Here is a 13,744-nt window from a genome sequence, read left to right as displayed (position 1 = left end):
TGAGAGCGAAACCATGAGCGACATTCTGAAAAATATCGAGATCTACAAGCGCGAGGAAATTGCCGCCGCCAAGGCCAGGGTTTCACTTGCCGATCTCAAGGCGATGGCCGCAGGCCAGACTGCGCCGCGCGGTTTTTACAAAGCGCTGCGGACAAAGCAGGCTGAGGGCAAATTCGGTCTGATTGCCGAAATCAAGAAGGCCAGCCCCTCCAAGGGGCTGATCCGCCCGGATTTCGATCCGCCGGCACTGGCCGCCGCCTATGAGGCTGGTGGCGCCGCCTGTCTTTCCGTGCTGACGGACACGCCGAGCTTTCAGGGTGCGCCGGAATTTCTGACGGCTGCCCGCAATGCCTGCACGCTGCCTGCGCTGCGCAAGGATTTCATGTTCGATACCTATCAGTTGCATGAGGCCCGCGCCTGGGGCGCGGACTGCATCCTGCTCATCATGGCGTCTCTTTCCGACGATGAGGCGAAACGCCTTGAAGACGAGGCTTTTTCACTCGGCATGGACGTGCTGGTCGAGGTGCATGATGCGGAAGAAACCGAACGGGCGCTGAAGCTCGCCTCGCCGCTTCTCGGCATCAATAACCGCAATCTGCGCACTTTCGAGGTCAGCCTCGAAACCAGCGAGAAACTGGCTGGCCTCGTGCCCGCCGATAAGCTGCTTGTCGGCGAAAGCGGCATCTTCACCTATGAGGATTGCCAGCGCCTCGAAAAGAGCGGCATCAGCACCTTCCTCGTCGGCGAAAGCCTGATGCGCAAGGACGACGTGACGGCAGCTACCAAAACCCTGCTAACCGGCCAATCCGGCGTCCTGGCGGCGGAATGATGCGCCGATGAGCGAGGCGACAAAGCTCACCCATATCAATGCGAGCGGCGAGGCCCATATGGTCGATGTCGGCGACAAAGCCGAGACCGTCCGTGTCGCCGTTGCCGAAGGCTTCGTGAAGATGAAGCCGGAAACGCTGGCGCTCATCCGCGATGGCAATGCCAAGAAGGGTGACGTCATCGGCACAGCCCGGCTCGCGGGCATCATGGCAGCCAAGCAGACGGCAAACCTCATTCCGCTCTGCCACCCGCTGATGCTGACCAAGGTGGCGGTGGACATTACCGAAGACGCTGCCCTGCCTGGCCTGCGGGTGGAGGCCATGGTGAAGCTTTCCGGCAAGACCGGCGTGGAGATGGAGGCGCTGACCGCCGTGTCCATCGCCTGCCTGACCATTTACGATATGGCCAAAGCCGCCGACAAGGCGATGGAGATCGTCAATATCCGCCTTCTCGAAAAGAGCGGCGGCAAGTCGGGCGATTTCCGGCGACAGGAGACCTGAATGAAGCCACTGCTGCCCGTGGATGAGGCCGTAACGCGCCTTCTGGAGGCGGCGGTTCCTGTGGTTGACAGCGAAACCCTTCCGCTCGCCGAATGCGATGGCCGCGTCCTTGCGGCTGACCTTGCGGCGCGTCTGACCCAGCCGCCTTTCGATGCCTCGGCCATGGACGGCTATGCGCTGCGCAGTGCCGATGCGCCACAAATCGGGTCAGTCCTCACCGTCATAGGCCAAGCTGCCGCAGGCCACGCTTTCCCGGGCACGGTGGGTAAAGGCGAGGCCGTGCGTATCTTTACCGGCGCACCGGTGCCAGCGGGTGCGGATGCCATTCTCATTCAGGAAGATGCCGAGCTTCTCGGCGAGGACAGAATCCGCACCGCTTTCGACATCACCGCCGGGAGACACATTCGCCCGCGCGGACAGGATTTTGCCGAGGGCGACATGGTTTTGACGTCCGGGCGCGAACTCGGCTTCACCGATCTCACCGTTGCGGCGGCGATGAATCACGCAACGCTTGCAGTCTATCGCAAGCCACTGGTCGCCATCCTTGCCACCGGCGACGAATTGCTGCCGCCCGGAAGCACGCCCCTTCCCGCCCAGATCATCGCCTCGAACACCTTCGGTGTCGCCGCACTTGTGCGGGCAGCCGGTGCGGAGGTTCTCGATCTCGGCATTATACCCGACAACGACACGTTGATCCGCGCCGCCATCGGCAAGGCTGTCGTGGCAAAGGCCGATGTGCTCGTGACGCTCGGCGGCGCCTCTGTCGGCGACCATGATCTCGTTCAGGCGGCGCTTAAGGCCGAAGGCATGCAGCTCGATTTCTGGCGCATTGCCATGCGTCCTGGAAAACCGCTGATGGTGGGTGCCATCGATGCCATGCAGGTTCTGGGCCTGCCAGGAAATCCAGTCGCGAGCCTCGTCTGCGGCCTGCTGTTCCTCGAGCCATTGCTCCACAGAATCGCCCGCCGCATTCCGCCGCAACGCGTCACCACGGCCCGAACCGCCACACCGCTGAAGGCGAACGATCACCGGCAGGATTATCTTCGCGCCCGTTTCAGCACCGATTACAACGGCGCTCTGGTGGCGCAAGCCTATGCCAAACAGGATTCATCCATGATGAACATACTGGCACATTCAGACGGCCTGATCGTGCGCCCGCCAAATGCGCCGGCAGTTGACGCCGGTGCGGAATGCTCGGTGATACGGCTTAGAACCTGACGGGACATATTCCGGCGGCAGACAAAACAACGCATTGTTTCAAAATCTTGCGCAATTTTCACCGCAAGTAGTCACAGAAATGAGACGGGCTGCAGCCACTTCTGTTGAGACGACGTAATAAAAACTGTAACGTTGCTGTATCCGGACATGCGCGAAGAAGTTCGTTGCTTATAAGCGGCGTCTTGCCAGATGAAAAACTCCGCGCCTCAACCAACTCCCGACTATCACCCTGCGTTGTTGTGCCGAAATAAATCACCCGAAAATCACTATCGGGATTGACAGAATAAATACGAAGCTGGCACCAAGACGAGCAGTAGAAATCAAAAAACTCCGGAACTTCCTGGAAATGAGAATTACTTATAATTATCAACTAAATAAGATAAAAATTGCCGAATATCAAATTTCAGGGAATAAAAATTAGTTTCCCATAAATTAAGCTTTCCAAAACGACCTACATAATAATAATCATAGTCGATAAGCAGACTCACTGGAGTTTCTTGATGAACACGGCATCCACGCCCAAATCCACGGGGCCCGACATCGCCGGGCAGATTGCCTATGCCATGCGGAGCATGGGTGTGTCGCCGATCCCGCGCAACTATAGCCTTTTTTACGAAGCCTATATCGGCTCGAACCCGGCGCTGACGAGGGATCTGGCGGCACTGGGAAACCGGGTGACGCAGGAGGATCTGGACGAACTATCCACGCGGTACGGGGAAGGCAATCCCATCGCCTCGATCGACGACGCGCACGAGAAGCTGCGGCGTGAACTGGAGGCGCTTCTCGGGACGCTGAGGCGCGAACAGTCCTCCATCGAGAACTACAACAGAATTCTCGGCGAGACCCGTCAGCGCATTGACGACAAGACCGTATCGAGCACCAATATCCTGAAAAATGCGGTCTCGCTGCTGGCCGAGGCCACCGGCTCGAAAATCATCGATGGCGAAAAGGCGTTCAACGACGTCAACCGCCATGCCGAGGAAATGCAACAGGTGCGTCTGGAGCTGGATGAATACAAGCGCATCGCCAATACCGATTCGCTGACGCGCCTTTCCAACCGTCGCGCTTTCGATGACAGGCTGGCCTCCGTCTACAACAGCTCCATCGGCCTGCAATATACGACGCTCATCCTGCTCGACATCGACCATTTCAAGCGGATCAACGATACGTTCGGCCACCCGGTCGGCGACAAGATACTGGCCACCGTCGCCTCCGTCATCCGCGCCAATGTCCGCAAGGACGGCTTCGTCGCCAGAAGCGGCGGCGAGGAATTCGCCATCATTCTTGATGGCAACACGCCGGAAGAAGTCATGGTGATCTGTGAGCGCATCCGCCTGTCGCTGGAAAGCACACCGTTCCGCAATTCACGATCGGGCGCCGACTACGGTACGGTGACGATCTCGATCGGCTTCGCCTCCGCCTCGCAGGCAAACAATCCGGGCGAACTTTACGGACATGCCGATATGGCACTTTACCACGCCAAGGAAACCGGCAGGAACCGTTCCGTCATTTACGAGGACGGCATGCAGAAGAACTATATCGGCAAGAACTGGCTGATTTATCGGACGTGAGAAGGATAGCGCCGGTTAGGGAGCATATTAAATGCAGTGCTCCCTCCGCCCCCACGCGCTGTTACGTGCGCACCTGTTGCTGCGGCAAAACACATGTCACCACATGGTCTTCGCCGCCCGAACCGCCCATTCGCGGTCATAAGTCTCCTGATCGAACTCCGCCTTGGCGGCTTTGAGCAGGCTGCCGGGTGTGGGCAGTGACGCGGGTTCCACGAAGTTGTCGGGGTTCCACAGTTCCGAACGCATCAAGGCCCTCGCGCACTGGAAATAGACCTCGTCGATTTCGACCACAATGACGGTGCGCGGGTGTTTTCCGTCCATTTCGAAGCTCTGCAGCAGATCGGGTGCGACCGAAACGACAGCGCGGCCGTTGATGCGCATCGTTGTATTCGAGCCCGGGATCAGGAACATCAGCGCCACGCGTGGATCGCGGACGATGTTCAAAAGCGAATCGACGCGGTTGTTGCCGCGCCAGTCGGGCAAAAGCACCGTCCTGTCGTCGGCCACCCTTACCACACCGCCCTTGTCGCCGCGCGGCGAACAGTCCATGCCTTCCGGCCCGACAGTCGCCAGCGCCAGAAATGGCGAAGCCTCGATCATCTGCCGGTATTCGGCGGTCAGCGTGGCTGTCACCTTCGCGATAGATGCCTCGCTTGTGCCATCGTAAATGGCCTTCAATTCCTCAACCGTGCGAATGACCGTCATTGTCCGCTCCAACTCCTGCAATCAATCTGCCCCCCATAAATCAGGGCGCGTTATTCCTCTGCCGCTTCCGCTTTTTCCCGCTCCGCCCGTTCGCGCGCGGTGCGTGCAGCAACGAGGTCCGCCGGCTGGGCATTGCCGCGGATCAGCGACCGGCCCGCATAAATACCGCCGACGACTTCCATCGCGAAACGTTCCTCGTCGCGGTCGCGGAATTCCTCCACCAAGCGGGCAGCATCTTCCCGCTCCTCGCCCATGGCGCCAAGCACTTCCTCGCTGAAATTCATCGCCGATTCCAGCGTCTCGCGGATCTGGTAATCTACGCCGGCCTTCACAAGATCGATTGCGTGGCCACGGTCATAGGCACGGGCAAGAACGGGAACCAGCGGAAACTCATGCTTGACGATCTCCGCGATCCGCACAGCGGCTTCCTTGTCGTCGACGCAGATCAGCACCGCACGCGCGGTGCTTGCCCCGGCGGCATGCAGGATTTCCGCGCGTGAGCCATCGCCATAATAGACCTTGAAACCGAATTCCGCAGCATCGCGCACAAAGTCGGCATCCTTGTCGATCAGCGACAGCGTGTAGCCACGCGCGAGAAGCGGCTGGCTGACAATCTGGCCGAAACGCCCGAAACCGATCAGCAGAATGCTGCCCTCGACATTTTCCGGCACATCGAGATCATCGGTCTTGGGAACGGCCGCCGGCACCAGCCGGTCGTGCAGAATGACCATCAGCGGCGTCAGCACCATCGAGATGATGATGGTCGCCGTCAGGATGGCGTTGGCTTCGCGGTCGAGGATGCCGGCGCTGACAGCGGCGGAATAGAGTACGAAGGCGAATTCGCCACCCTGCGCCATCAACACGGCCCGCTCCAGGCTTTCGCGCCTGGTGGTGCCGAGCGCCCGCGCCACGCCGTAGATCAGGAATGCCTTGAGCAGCATGTAACCTGCGACGCTGACGACCACGAGCTGCCAGTTCGACGCAATGACGGCAAGATCGATCGCCATGCCGACGCCAAGAAAGAACAGGCCGAGCAGAATGCCGCGAAACGGCTCGATATCCGCTTCCAGCTGATGGCGGAATGACGATTCGGACAGTAGCACACCAGCCAGAAACGCGCCCATCGCCATGGAAAGACCGCTGACCTGCATCAACAGCGCCGAACCGAGCACCACCAGCAAAGCTGCGGCTGTCATTACCTCGCGCGCACCGGACGCCGCCAGCAGGCGGAAGAACGGGTTGAGAAGATAACGCCCGGCCAGAATGAGCGCGCCGACGGCGGCGAGCGCGATGCCGACGGAAATCCAGCGCTCCGAGGGTGTGACGTGCTCGCCACCAGCACCGAGGAAGGCAACGAGCGCCAGAAGCGGCACGATGGCGAGATCCTCAAACAGCAGGATGGCGATGATGCGCTGGCCCTTGAGGCTGGACATGCTGTTGCGTTCCTGCAGCATCTGCATGACGATTGCCGTGGAAGTCAGCACGAAGCCGGTACCGGCGACAAATGACATGATGAGCGGAAAGCCGAGACTGACGCCAACCATCGTCAGACCCGCCATACAGACCAGCACCTGCAGCGCGCCAAGCCCGAAAATATCCTGCCGCATGGACCACAGCCGTGACGGCTGCATTTCAAGGCCGATGATGAACAGGAACATCACCACGCCGAGTTCGGCGATATGAAGGATCGCCTGCGAATCGGAGAAGAAACCGAAGCCATATGGCCCGATCACCAGACCGGCGGCCAGATAACCCAGCACCGAACCGAGGCCGATGCGCTTGAAAATCGGCGCGGCCACCACGCCCGCCGCCAAAAGCACGACCACCTGGGCCAGATCATTCCCGTTCGCTTCGACCGCCACACATCACCCCGTTTAAATTGATAGAACGAGGGTGTTCCCTCCCTCACTTCCTAGCGCATCAGTATGAAAATCGAAAATGATTTTACAGATGGACGATGCGCAGATTCAACGGGTTATTTGTCCATAAGGCATGCGGGCTTGAGATGCCGCTGCCCTTCTCCCCTCATTCCCGTGCTTGTCACAGGAATGAGGGTGGGGAGTGTCCGCAGGCCTTGCGCCCGCCTACCGGGATAGCGGTTCCCTGCTCAAGCCCTTTTCGGCGAGCTGTCGCTCATAATCGGCAAACGATGCGTCGCCGGTCTCTCCCAGTTCCTTCAGATATCTCCAGGTGAAGATGCCGCTGTCATGGCCGTCGTCGAAGACGATGCGCACGGCATAATTGCCCGTCGCCATGATGGAGCGGATCGTCACGTTGCGCTTGCCGGGAACAGTGACCTTCTGGCCCGGCCCGTGGCCCTGCACTTCCGCGGAGGGTGAAAGCACGCGCAGCATCTCGGCACCAAGCCGATAGACGCTTCCATCATCGAAGGAAACGGTCAGTTGCCGCCGGTCTTTCGACACAAGCAGTTCAGTCGGCCAGGCATCACTCATTTTTCACTTCCGCAAGCTCGTCTTATGCGTCAGAATTACGGACTTGCCTCGCGATAGGCAAGTCACTACATCACCTGTAAAGCACATGCCCGGCAATCTTGTGCCCGGCGCATCGCGCAGTGAGGACGGAGACGTGAACAGTTTCCCCGGATCGCTCGAAAGAGCGCAGTCCCTGACGGAAAACAAAGCACCGATGGTGGACCCTTTCGGCCGGTCCATCACCTATCTGCGCGTTTCCGTGACAGACCGCTGCGATTTCCGCTGTACCTACTGCATGTCCGAACACATGACCTTCCTGCCGAAGAAGGACCTTCTGACGCTGGAGGAACTCGACCGGCTCTGTTCCGTCTTCATTCAACGGGGCGTGCGCAAGCTGAGGCTGACAGGCGGCGAGCCGCTGGTGCGCAAGAACATCATGATGCTGGTGAGGAACCTCGGCCGCCATATTGGCACCGGCGCGCTGGATGAGCTGACGCTGACCACCAACGGTTCGCAGCTTGCGAAATTCGCCGCTGAACTCGCCGATTGCGGCGTGCGGCGCATCAACGTCTCGCTCGATACGCTGGACCCGCAGAAATTCCGCGAGATCACCCGCTGGGGCGATATCGACCGTGTGATGGAAGGGCTGGATGCCGCGCAGGCCGCCGGCATCAAGATCAAGCTCAATGCCGTCGCGCTGAAGGACTTCAACGAGACTGAAATTCCCGAGCTGATGCGTTTCGCCCATAGTCGCGGTATGGACCTGACTGTCATCGAGACCATGCCGATGGGCGAGATCGAGGAAGATCGCACCGATCGCTACCTGCCGCTTTCCAGGCTGCGCGCCGATCTGGAACAAAGCTTCACGCTTGTTGACAACGACTACCAGACCGGCGGCCCTGCCCGCTACGTGACGGTAAAGGAAACCGGCGGCAGGCTCGGTTTCATCACACCCATGACCCATAATTTTTGCGAAAGCTGCAACCGCGTCCGCCTCACCTGCACCGGCACGCTCTATATGTGTCTCGGGCAGGACGATGCGGCCGACCTTCGCACGGCGCTGCGCGCTTCCGACAGCGACGCCTATCTCTCGGGCGCCATAGACGAGGCCATTCTGCGCAAGCCGAAAGGGCATGATTTCATCATTGACCGCACCCACAAGCGCCCCGCTGTCGCCCGCCATATGAGTGTGACCGGCGGCTGAACCTGTTTCTCGTCCACCCACCCATTTAAGCGGTTGAAATGCCGGCTTGGCCGTGTCAGGTCTCTTGGCATGGAGGAATGCGCGGTCCCGCCCGGCGGGCGACCCCTGAGAGGAATTTGGGGTTAGGCTGCGCATGGTCTGGGACAGTATGAAATGGCATTGACGGACAATACGCGCGGCGCCCTTCTGATGGCGCTCGCCATGGCAAGCTTTACGGCCAACGACGCCCTGACGAAATCCGTCACCCCCTACATCAATACCGGCCAGATCATGTTCGTGCGCGGCATCATGACGGTGGTGCTGATTTATATCGCCGCCCGGCACTTCGGCGCGCTCCGGCCGCTGAAAACCCTGATGCGCCCCATCATCATCCTGCGTTGTCTCTGCGAAGTGACAGCCGCCGTTCTCTATCTGACGGCGCTCGGACTCATAGAATTTTCCAACGCCTCGGCCATATTGCAATCCCTGCCGCTGATCGTCACGCTGGGTGCCGCACTGTTCCTGCGCGAGCCCGTCGGCTGGCGGCGCTGGGCGGCGATCATCGTCGGCTTCATTGGCGTGCTCGTCATCATCCGGCCCGGCCCGGAAGGCTTTACCTCAGGCGCGCTGCTGGTCGTCGCCTCGCTGGCGGTCACCGCCGCGCGCGATCTTCTGACCCGCAAGATGTATGCGGATGTCCCCTCGCTTGCCGTCACCTTCGTTACCGCCTCCGTCAACATGGCGGTGGGTGGCCTGCTGATCCAGCCCTTCGGCGGCTGGCAGCCCATGAACTTCATGATCCTGTCGCATCTGGCCGGTTCTGCCGTTCTGGTGCTGGTCGGTTACCAGGCAATCATTCTGGCAATGCGAACCGGCGAAATCTCCTTCGTCGCGCCGTTCCGTTACACCAGCCTGCTCTGGGGTTTCATGATCGGCGTGTTCTTCTTCAACGAAAAGATCGACAGTTTCACGATCGTCGGCGCCATGATCGTCATCGGCTCGGGCCTCTACACCTTCTACCGTGAAAGCCTGCGCAAGCGCTCGCAGATGGCCAAGCGCTCCGCCGCAACGCCCACTGCCGCGACCACCGTGCGGCCAGCTTCCGTAACGAAAGCTGCCTTTACGGAAAAAGCGGGAGAATGACATGAAAAACGCCCGCTTTCTGGATCGCACCACCCCGCCCCACATCATCACGCTCGTCGTTATCGCCGGCGTCGCGGCGCTTTGCATGAACCTGTTCCTGCCCTCGCTTGCAGCGATGGCGCTCCATTTCGAGACCGATTACGCCGTGATGCAATTTGCCGTGTCCGGCTATCTTGCCGCCACCGCCTGCCTGCAACTCCTCATCGGCCCGCTATCCGATCTTTTCGGACGCCGGCCCGTCATGCTTGCCAGCATCGCGATGATGATCGTCGCCACGCTCGTCTGCATGCTGGCGCCAGATATCACCGTCTTCATGTTCGGGCGTGTGGCGCAGGCGGCCGTCGTTTCCGGTTTCGTGCTGGCGCGCGCCATCGTGCGCGACATGGTGCCGATGGAACAAGCCGCTTCGATGATCGGCTATGTGACCATGGGCATGTCGGTGGTGCCGATGGTCGGCCCAACGGTCGGCGGTCTGCTCAACGATATCTCCGGCTGGCAATCCAGCTTTGCGCTTCTTGCCCTGCTCGGGGTCGGCATTCTGGTGCTCGCCTGGTTTGATCTCGGCGAAACCAATCACAACAGATCGGCAAGCTTCTCGCAGCAGTTCCACGCCTGGCCGGAACTTCTGCGCTCGCCACTCTTCTGGGGATATGCGCTGACCTCGACCTTCTCGTCGGGCATGTTCTTTTCGTTTCTCGGCGGCGCCCCCTTCGTCGGCAGCGTGCTTTATGGCCTTGCCCCGGCCATGCTCGGCCTGCAATTCTTCTTCATGGCCAGCGGCTACATGCTCGGCAACTTCGTCTCCGGCCGTTATGCGAGCCAGATCGGTATCACCCGCATGATGCTGTCGGGCAATGTCGTCGCCATCGCCGGGATTGTCGCAGCCATAGCGCTGATCTTCACCGGGGCGGAAAGCCCCTATGCGTTTTTCGTGCCGCTTGCGCTCATTGGTGTCGGAAACGGTGTGACCCTGCCAAGTGCCAATGCAGGCATGGTCAGCGTCCAGCCGCATCTGGCAGGCTCCGCCTCCGGTCTTGGCGGCGCCATGACCATCGGCGGCGGTGCGGCACTTTCCGTGCTTGCCTCCTCGGTTCTGTCCAAAGAGGACGGAACCTGGCCGCTTCTTCTCGTGATGCTGGCGACCGGCCTTGTCGCCCTCCTCACCACCTATATTGTAAGGCTGCAGGAAAAGCGGCAATGACGGCGCGATTTGAAATACCCGGTCTTGTGCTTGCCGGTGGCCTGTCGCGACGGATGGGCACCAACAAGGCGACCGTAATGCTGGGCGACGAACCGCTGCTTTCCCATGTCGTGCGCCGCATCGCGCCACAGGTGTCGGATGTCACCATCAATGCCGCGAATGGCTGGGCCGAAAGCTATGGCCTGCCGTTGCTGCCTGACACCGTGAACGGCCATGCCGGGCCGCTAGCCGGAGTTCTCGCCGGCATGCGGCATTTCCAGAACCATCACGTCCGGAAAAGCCACTTCCTGACAGTGCCCGCCGACAGCCCGTTCTTTCCCGAAGATCTCGTCGACCGCCTCTGCCAACACATGGCCGAAGACGCAATCGTCATCGCCGCCTCCAGCGGCCAGTTGCACCCGGTTTTCGCGCTGTGGCCCGTGGCGCTCGCGGACGATCTGGAGGAATGGCTGAAGAACGATGCAAACCGGCGCATCCGCGCCTATCTTGCACGACACGTCACGATCGGTATCGCCTTCCCGCCGCTGGAAACGGCCAAAGGCAGCCTCGATCCGTTCTTCAACATCAACACGCCGGATGAACTGGCGCTCGCTCGAAGCTATCTGGAGAGCATGGAACCATGATGAGCCAAAAGGTCTTCGGTATTGCCGGCTGGAAAAACTCGGGCAAGACCGGCCTTGCGGTCCGCATCGTCACCGAGCTGACGGCCCGGGGCTATAGGGTCTCGACCATCAAGCATGCCCATCATGATTTCGATATCGACAAGGTCGGCGCCGATAGCTGGCGTCACCGTCAGGCGGGCGCGCACGAGGTCACCATCGTCTCCGGCACCCGCTTTGCCATCATGCATGAATTGCGCGGCGAAGCCGAACCGTCCTTTAAGGAAATCCTCTCCCGCCTCGCCCCTTGCGATCTCGTACTGATCGAGGGTTACAAATACGAGCCGGTACCGAAGATCGAGGCGCGACGGCTGGAAGCTGCCAAGACCGAACCGCTTGCCGGAAGCGATCCGCACATCATCGCAATTGCCGCCGACCACGCGGTGCCCGACGCCACCCTTCCCGTCTTCGACCTCGATGATACCGCCACGATTGCGGACTTCATCGAGAAGACGGTTGGGTTGGTGAGGGCGTAACTGCCGTTTCGGCAACCTCCTCTCCTCCGTCATCCTCGGGCTCGACCCGAGGGCCCGCAAACCGACCGCACCATGGATCCTCGGGTCAAGCCCGAGGATGACGTCGAATGTGTGAGGACGCTTGGCCTACCCCCAAAAATGAAAAAGCCGGGCGTTCGGCCCGGCTTCATCATTCCTTGAGACGCAATACCTATTCAAGGAAACCGGAGGGGTTCACCGGCGTCGCATCCTTGCGAACTTCGAAGTGAACCTGAGGACGTTTGGCGCTGCCGGTCATGCCTGACGTGGCAATGGTCTGGCCGCGCTGAACCTTCTGGCCGCGCTGCACGTCGAGATTGGCGGCGTTGCCGTAAACGGTGACCTTGCCGTCGTCATGGCGGACGAGAACCGTGTTGCCGAGCTGCTTAAGGCCATTGCCCGCATAGATGACCACACCATTTTCGGCGGCCTTGATTGGCGTGCCTTCCGGAACGGAGATGTTGATGCCATCGTTGCGGCTGCCTTCGACGTTGTCGCCGAAATTGTTGATGACGGCGCCACGAACCGGCCAGCGATATTTGCCGATGCCCGTGGATTCCGGAGCGAGCGAGGCCATATCGGACTTCTTCTCGATATCGCCGACGCTTGCCGTTGCGGCAGGAGCGGACGGTACGGTCGCAGCTGCGGCAGGAGCCTTGTAGGGTTCCGGCTTGGCGGATGCGGTTTCCACTGCCTTGGCCGCTTCCTTTGCGGGTACGGAGGCTGTCTTGATGGCGTCGGTCGAAGCACCCGGCATGGCGAGTGTCTGGCCGACACGGATGCTTTCGGTGGAAATGCCGTTCGCGGCCTTGAGGGCTGCAACCGAAACGCCGTTTTCACGGGCGATCTTTGCCAGGCTGTCGCCCGGCTGAACCTTGTAACCACCGGCTGGCGGCATAGGCTTGCCACCGGGAGGTGTGAGCTTGCCGTTTTCAGCCGAAACCTTGTCGCGGGCAACACTCTGCGAGGGCAGCACGGCTACCTTCTGGTCTGGACCGCGCAGCGGGTTCGGCTCGTCGCCGTTGCGGTTGAGCGCAATGTCACCAGCCGCAGCCTTAGCGGCATTGCGGACCTGACCGAATTTCGGAATAAGGATCGACTGGCCAGCCTGCGCGGACGCCGCGGTCTTCAGACCGTTGACCCGCAGCAGTTCCTTTTCGGGAACGCCGTAACGGTTGGAGATAGTCGCGATGCTTTCACCCGGACGCAGCGTTACCGAAGAGGCGCCATCCGTATGCCAGCCGTTCTTGTCGGAACGGACGGTTGCGGTGGTGAGATTGTCGGCGACGGGAGCGGCAGCCTGCTGTGCAGGTGCTGCGAGAGACGGAGCGGCTGGTCGTTGTGCGGACGGGAAAGGCTGGGCCATGGCTTCGTTGCGGGTCGACGGGTCGCGGCTTGCCACCGCCGGCGGAGCCGACAGCTCGGAGCGCTGCACCGGAGAGGCCGAAGCCGAACGGGCCGTCGAAGGCTGAACGCCACCGCCATAACCGCCGGAAGACGGATAGGAGTTGGCCGCCATGTTCTGATTGGCGTAGCCGCCCTGGGGTGCCGCAGAGGCATAACCACCGTTCATGTCGCCTTGCGGGACCGGGGCCTGCCCATAAGCACCGCCGCCCTGGCGGGCTGGAATTGACGCTGTCGTCATCCGATCCGGTCCACTGGAAAAGAGGCCGCTGAACCGCGTTGCATCCGAGCTACAGCCCGTTGCGACGCTTGCCAGCAATGCCGCTGCGAACATTTTTGCGACTGATTTTCCGATTTTAGACGAATGTCTCATACGCATAACTCGATCTACACTGACGCCAACCCG

Annotated in this window: 13 protein-coding genes; 9 read left to right on the top strand and 4 right to left on the bottom strand. The window is 60.6% G+C overall.

Annotation, left to right across the window (positions count from 1 at the left end; all coding sequences use genetic code 11):
* Nucleotides 1–13 precede the first annotated feature (13 nt).
* From trpC to ACQZ5Y_RS13765, 4 genes are all read left to right on the top strand, one after another.
* The gene (gene trpC, locus ACQZ5Y_RS13780; RefSeq protein WP_174049514.1) at nucleotides 14–829 is read left to right on the top strand and encodes an indole-3-glycerol phosphate synthase TrpC; all 816 of its coding nucleotides are present in this window, start codon (nucleotides 14–16) and stop codon (nucleotides 827–829) included.
* A gap of 7 nt (nucleotides 830–836) precedes the next feature.
* Nucleotides 837–1,328 carry a cyclic pyranopterin monophosphate synthase MoaC gene (gene moaC / locus ACQZ5Y_RS13775; RefSeq protein ID WP_174049515.1) on the top strand — a complete coding sequence of 164 codons (492 nt, stop codon included), beginning with the start codon at nucleotides 837–839 and terminating at the stop codon, nucleotides 1,326–1,328.
* Entirely contained in the window at nucleotides 1,329–2,546 is a 1,218-nt protein-coding gene (locus tag ACQZ5Y_RS13770; RefSeq protein WP_174049516.1) for a molybdopterin molybdotransferase MoeA, read from the top strand.
* Nucleotides 2,547–3,046: 500 nt separating this feature from the next.
* Nucleotides 3,047–4,117 carry a GGDEF domain-containing protein gene (locus ACQZ5Y_RS13765; protein ID WP_013636267.1) on the top strand — a complete coding sequence of 357 codons (1,071 nt, stop codon included), beginning with the start codon at nucleotides 3,047–3,049 and terminating at the stop codon, nucleotides 4,115–4,117.
* Between the two features lie 96 nt (nucleotides 4,118–4,213).
* On the opposite strand, the gene ACQZ5Y_RS13760 is transcribed toward ACQZ5Y_RS13765, so the two are convergent.
* The 3 genes from ACQZ5Y_RS13760 to ACQZ5Y_RS13750 all read right to left on the bottom strand — a co-directional run bounded on the left by ACQZ5Y_RS13760 (nucleotide 4,214) and on the right by ACQZ5Y_RS13750 (nucleotide 7,275).
* Nucleotides 4,214–4,822 (bottom strand): pyridoxamine 5'-phosphate oxidase family protein, encoded by a 609-nt coding sequence (locus ACQZ5Y_RS13760; protein ID WP_003515570.1) that lies wholly within the window; start codon nucleotides 4,820–4,822, stop codon nucleotides 4,214–4,216.
* 50 nt (nucleotides 4,823–4,872) lie between these two features.
* Nucleotides 4,873–6,684, bottom strand: coding sequence for a monovalent cation:proton antiporter-2 (CPA2) family protein (locus tag ACQZ5Y_RS13755; RefSeq protein WP_013636269.1), 1,812 nt, complete (start codon nucleotides 6,682–6,684; stop codon nucleotides 4,873–4,875).
* Nucleotides 6,685–6,906: 222 nt separating this feature from the next.
* Nucleotides 6,907–7,275, bottom strand: a complete 369-nt coding sequence (locus ACQZ5Y_RS13750; protein WP_174049517.1) for a gamma-butyrobetaine hydroxylase family protein — start codon at nucleotides 7,273–7,275, stop codon at nucleotides 6,907–6,909.
* A gap of 85 nt (nucleotides 7,276–7,360) precedes the next feature.
* Here ACQZ5Y_RS13750 and moaA point away from each other — a divergent pair, with 85 nt between their 5' ends.
* From moaA to mobB, 5 genes are all read left to right on the top strand, one after another.
* Entirely contained in the window at nucleotides 7,361–8,458 is a 1,098-nt protein-coding gene (gene moaA / locus ACQZ5Y_RS13745) for a GTP 3',8-cyclase MoaA (protein WP_174049518.1), read from the top strand.
* Nucleotides 8,459–8,611: 153 nt separating this feature from the next.
* The gene (locus ACQZ5Y_RS13740; RefSeq protein WP_111782470.1) at nucleotides 8,612–9,580 is read left to right on the top strand and encodes a DMT family transporter; all 969 of its coding nucleotides are present in this window, start codon (nucleotides 8,612–8,614) and stop codon (nucleotides 9,578–9,580) included.
* A gap of 1 nt (nucleotide 9,581) precedes the next feature.
* Complete coding sequence (locus ACQZ5Y_RS13735; protein ID WP_065660876.1) at nucleotides 9,582–10,781, top strand: multidrug effflux MFS transporter; 1,200 nt, start codon at nucleotides 9,582–9,584, stop codon at nucleotides 10,779–10,781.
* Nucleotides 10,778–11,404 (top strand): molybdenum cofactor guanylyltransferase MobA, encoded by a 627-nt coding sequence (mobA, locus tag ACQZ5Y_RS13730; protein WP_174049519.1) that lies wholly within the window; start codon nucleotides 10,778–10,780, stop codon nucleotides 11,402–11,404. Before ACQZ5Y_RS13735 ends, mobA begins: the two co-directional genes overlap by 4 nt.
* The gene (gene mobB, locus ACQZ5Y_RS13725; RefSeq protein WP_174049520.1) at nucleotides 11,401–11,916 is read left to right on the top strand and encodes a molybdopterin-guanine dinucleotide biosynthesis protein B; all 516 of its coding nucleotides are present in this window, start codon (nucleotides 11,401–11,403) and stop codon (nucleotides 11,914–11,916) included. Before mobA ends, mobB begins: the two co-directional genes overlap by 4 nt.
* Nucleotides 11,917–12,106: 190 nt before the next feature.
* Here mobB and ACQZ5Y_RS13720 read toward each other — a convergent pair whose 3' ends face one another.
* Nucleotides 12,107–13,672 carry a LysM peptidoglycan-binding domain-containing M23 family metallopeptidase gene (locus ACQZ5Y_RS13720; RefSeq protein WP_019566161.1) on the bottom strand — a complete coding sequence of 522 codons (1,566 nt, stop codon included), beginning with the start codon at nucleotides 13,670–13,672 and terminating at the stop codon, nucleotides 12,107–12,109.
* Nucleotides 13,673–13,744 lie beyond the last annotated feature (72 nt).

This window comes from Agrobacterium sp. A3-95 (genome assembly GCF_053521785.1).
This window is presented reverse-complemented; position numbering and strand designations above follow the sequence as displayed.

What these genes read in the sequence shown, in the direction of transcription:
- ACQZ5Y_RS13770 (WP_174049516.1), top strand. Translation starts at nt 1,329, where the DNA reads ATGAAGCCACTGCTGCCCGTGGATGAGGCCGTAACGCGCCTTCTGGAG.
- ACQZ5Y_RS13735 (WP_065660876.1), top strand. Translation starts at nt 9,582, where the DNA reads ATGAAAAACGCCCGCTTTCTGGATCGCACCACCCCGCCCCACATCATC.
- moaC (WP_174049515.1), top strand. Translation starts at nt 837, where the DNA reads ATGAGCGAGGCGACAAAGCTCACCCATATCAATGCGAGCGGCGAGGCC.
- mobB (WP_174049520.1), top strand. Translation starts at nt 11,401, where the DNA reads ATGATGAGCCAAAAGGTCTTCGGTATTGCCGGCTGGAAAAACTCGGGC.
- moaA (WP_174049518.1), top strand. Translation starts at nt 7,361, where the DNA reads ATGCCCGGCAATCTTGTGCCCGGCGCATCGCGCAGTGAGGACGGAGAC.
- trpC (WP_174049514.1), top strand. Translation starts at nt 14, where the DNA reads ATGAGCGACATTCTGAAAAATATCGAGATCTACAAGCGCGAGGAAATT.
- ACQZ5Y_RS13720 (WP_019566161.1), bottom strand. Translation starts at nt 13,672, where the DNA reads ATGTTCGCAGCGGCATTGCTGGCAAGCGTCGCAACGGGCTGTAGCTCG.
- mobA (WP_174049519.1), top strand. Translation starts at nt 10,778, where the DNA reads ATGACGGCGCGATTTGAAATACCCGGTCTTGTGCTTGCCGGTGGCCTG.
- ACQZ5Y_RS13760 (WP_003515570.1), bottom strand. Translation starts at nt 4,822, where the DNA reads ATGACGGTCATTCGCACGGTTGAGGAATTGAAGGCCATTTACGATGGC.
- ACQZ5Y_RS13765 (WP_013636267.1), top strand. Translation starts at nt 3,047, where the DNA reads ATGAACACGGCATCCACGCCCAAATCCACGGGGCCCGACATCGCCGGG.
- ACQZ5Y_RS13740 (WP_111782470.1), top strand. Translation starts at nt 8,612, where the DNA reads ATGGCATTGACGGACAATACGCGCGGCGCCCTTCTGATGGCGCTCGCC.
- ACQZ5Y_RS13750 (WP_174049517.1), bottom strand. Translation starts at nt 7,275, where the DNA reads ATGAGTGATGCCTGGCCGACTGAACTGCTTGTGTCGAAAGACCGGCGG.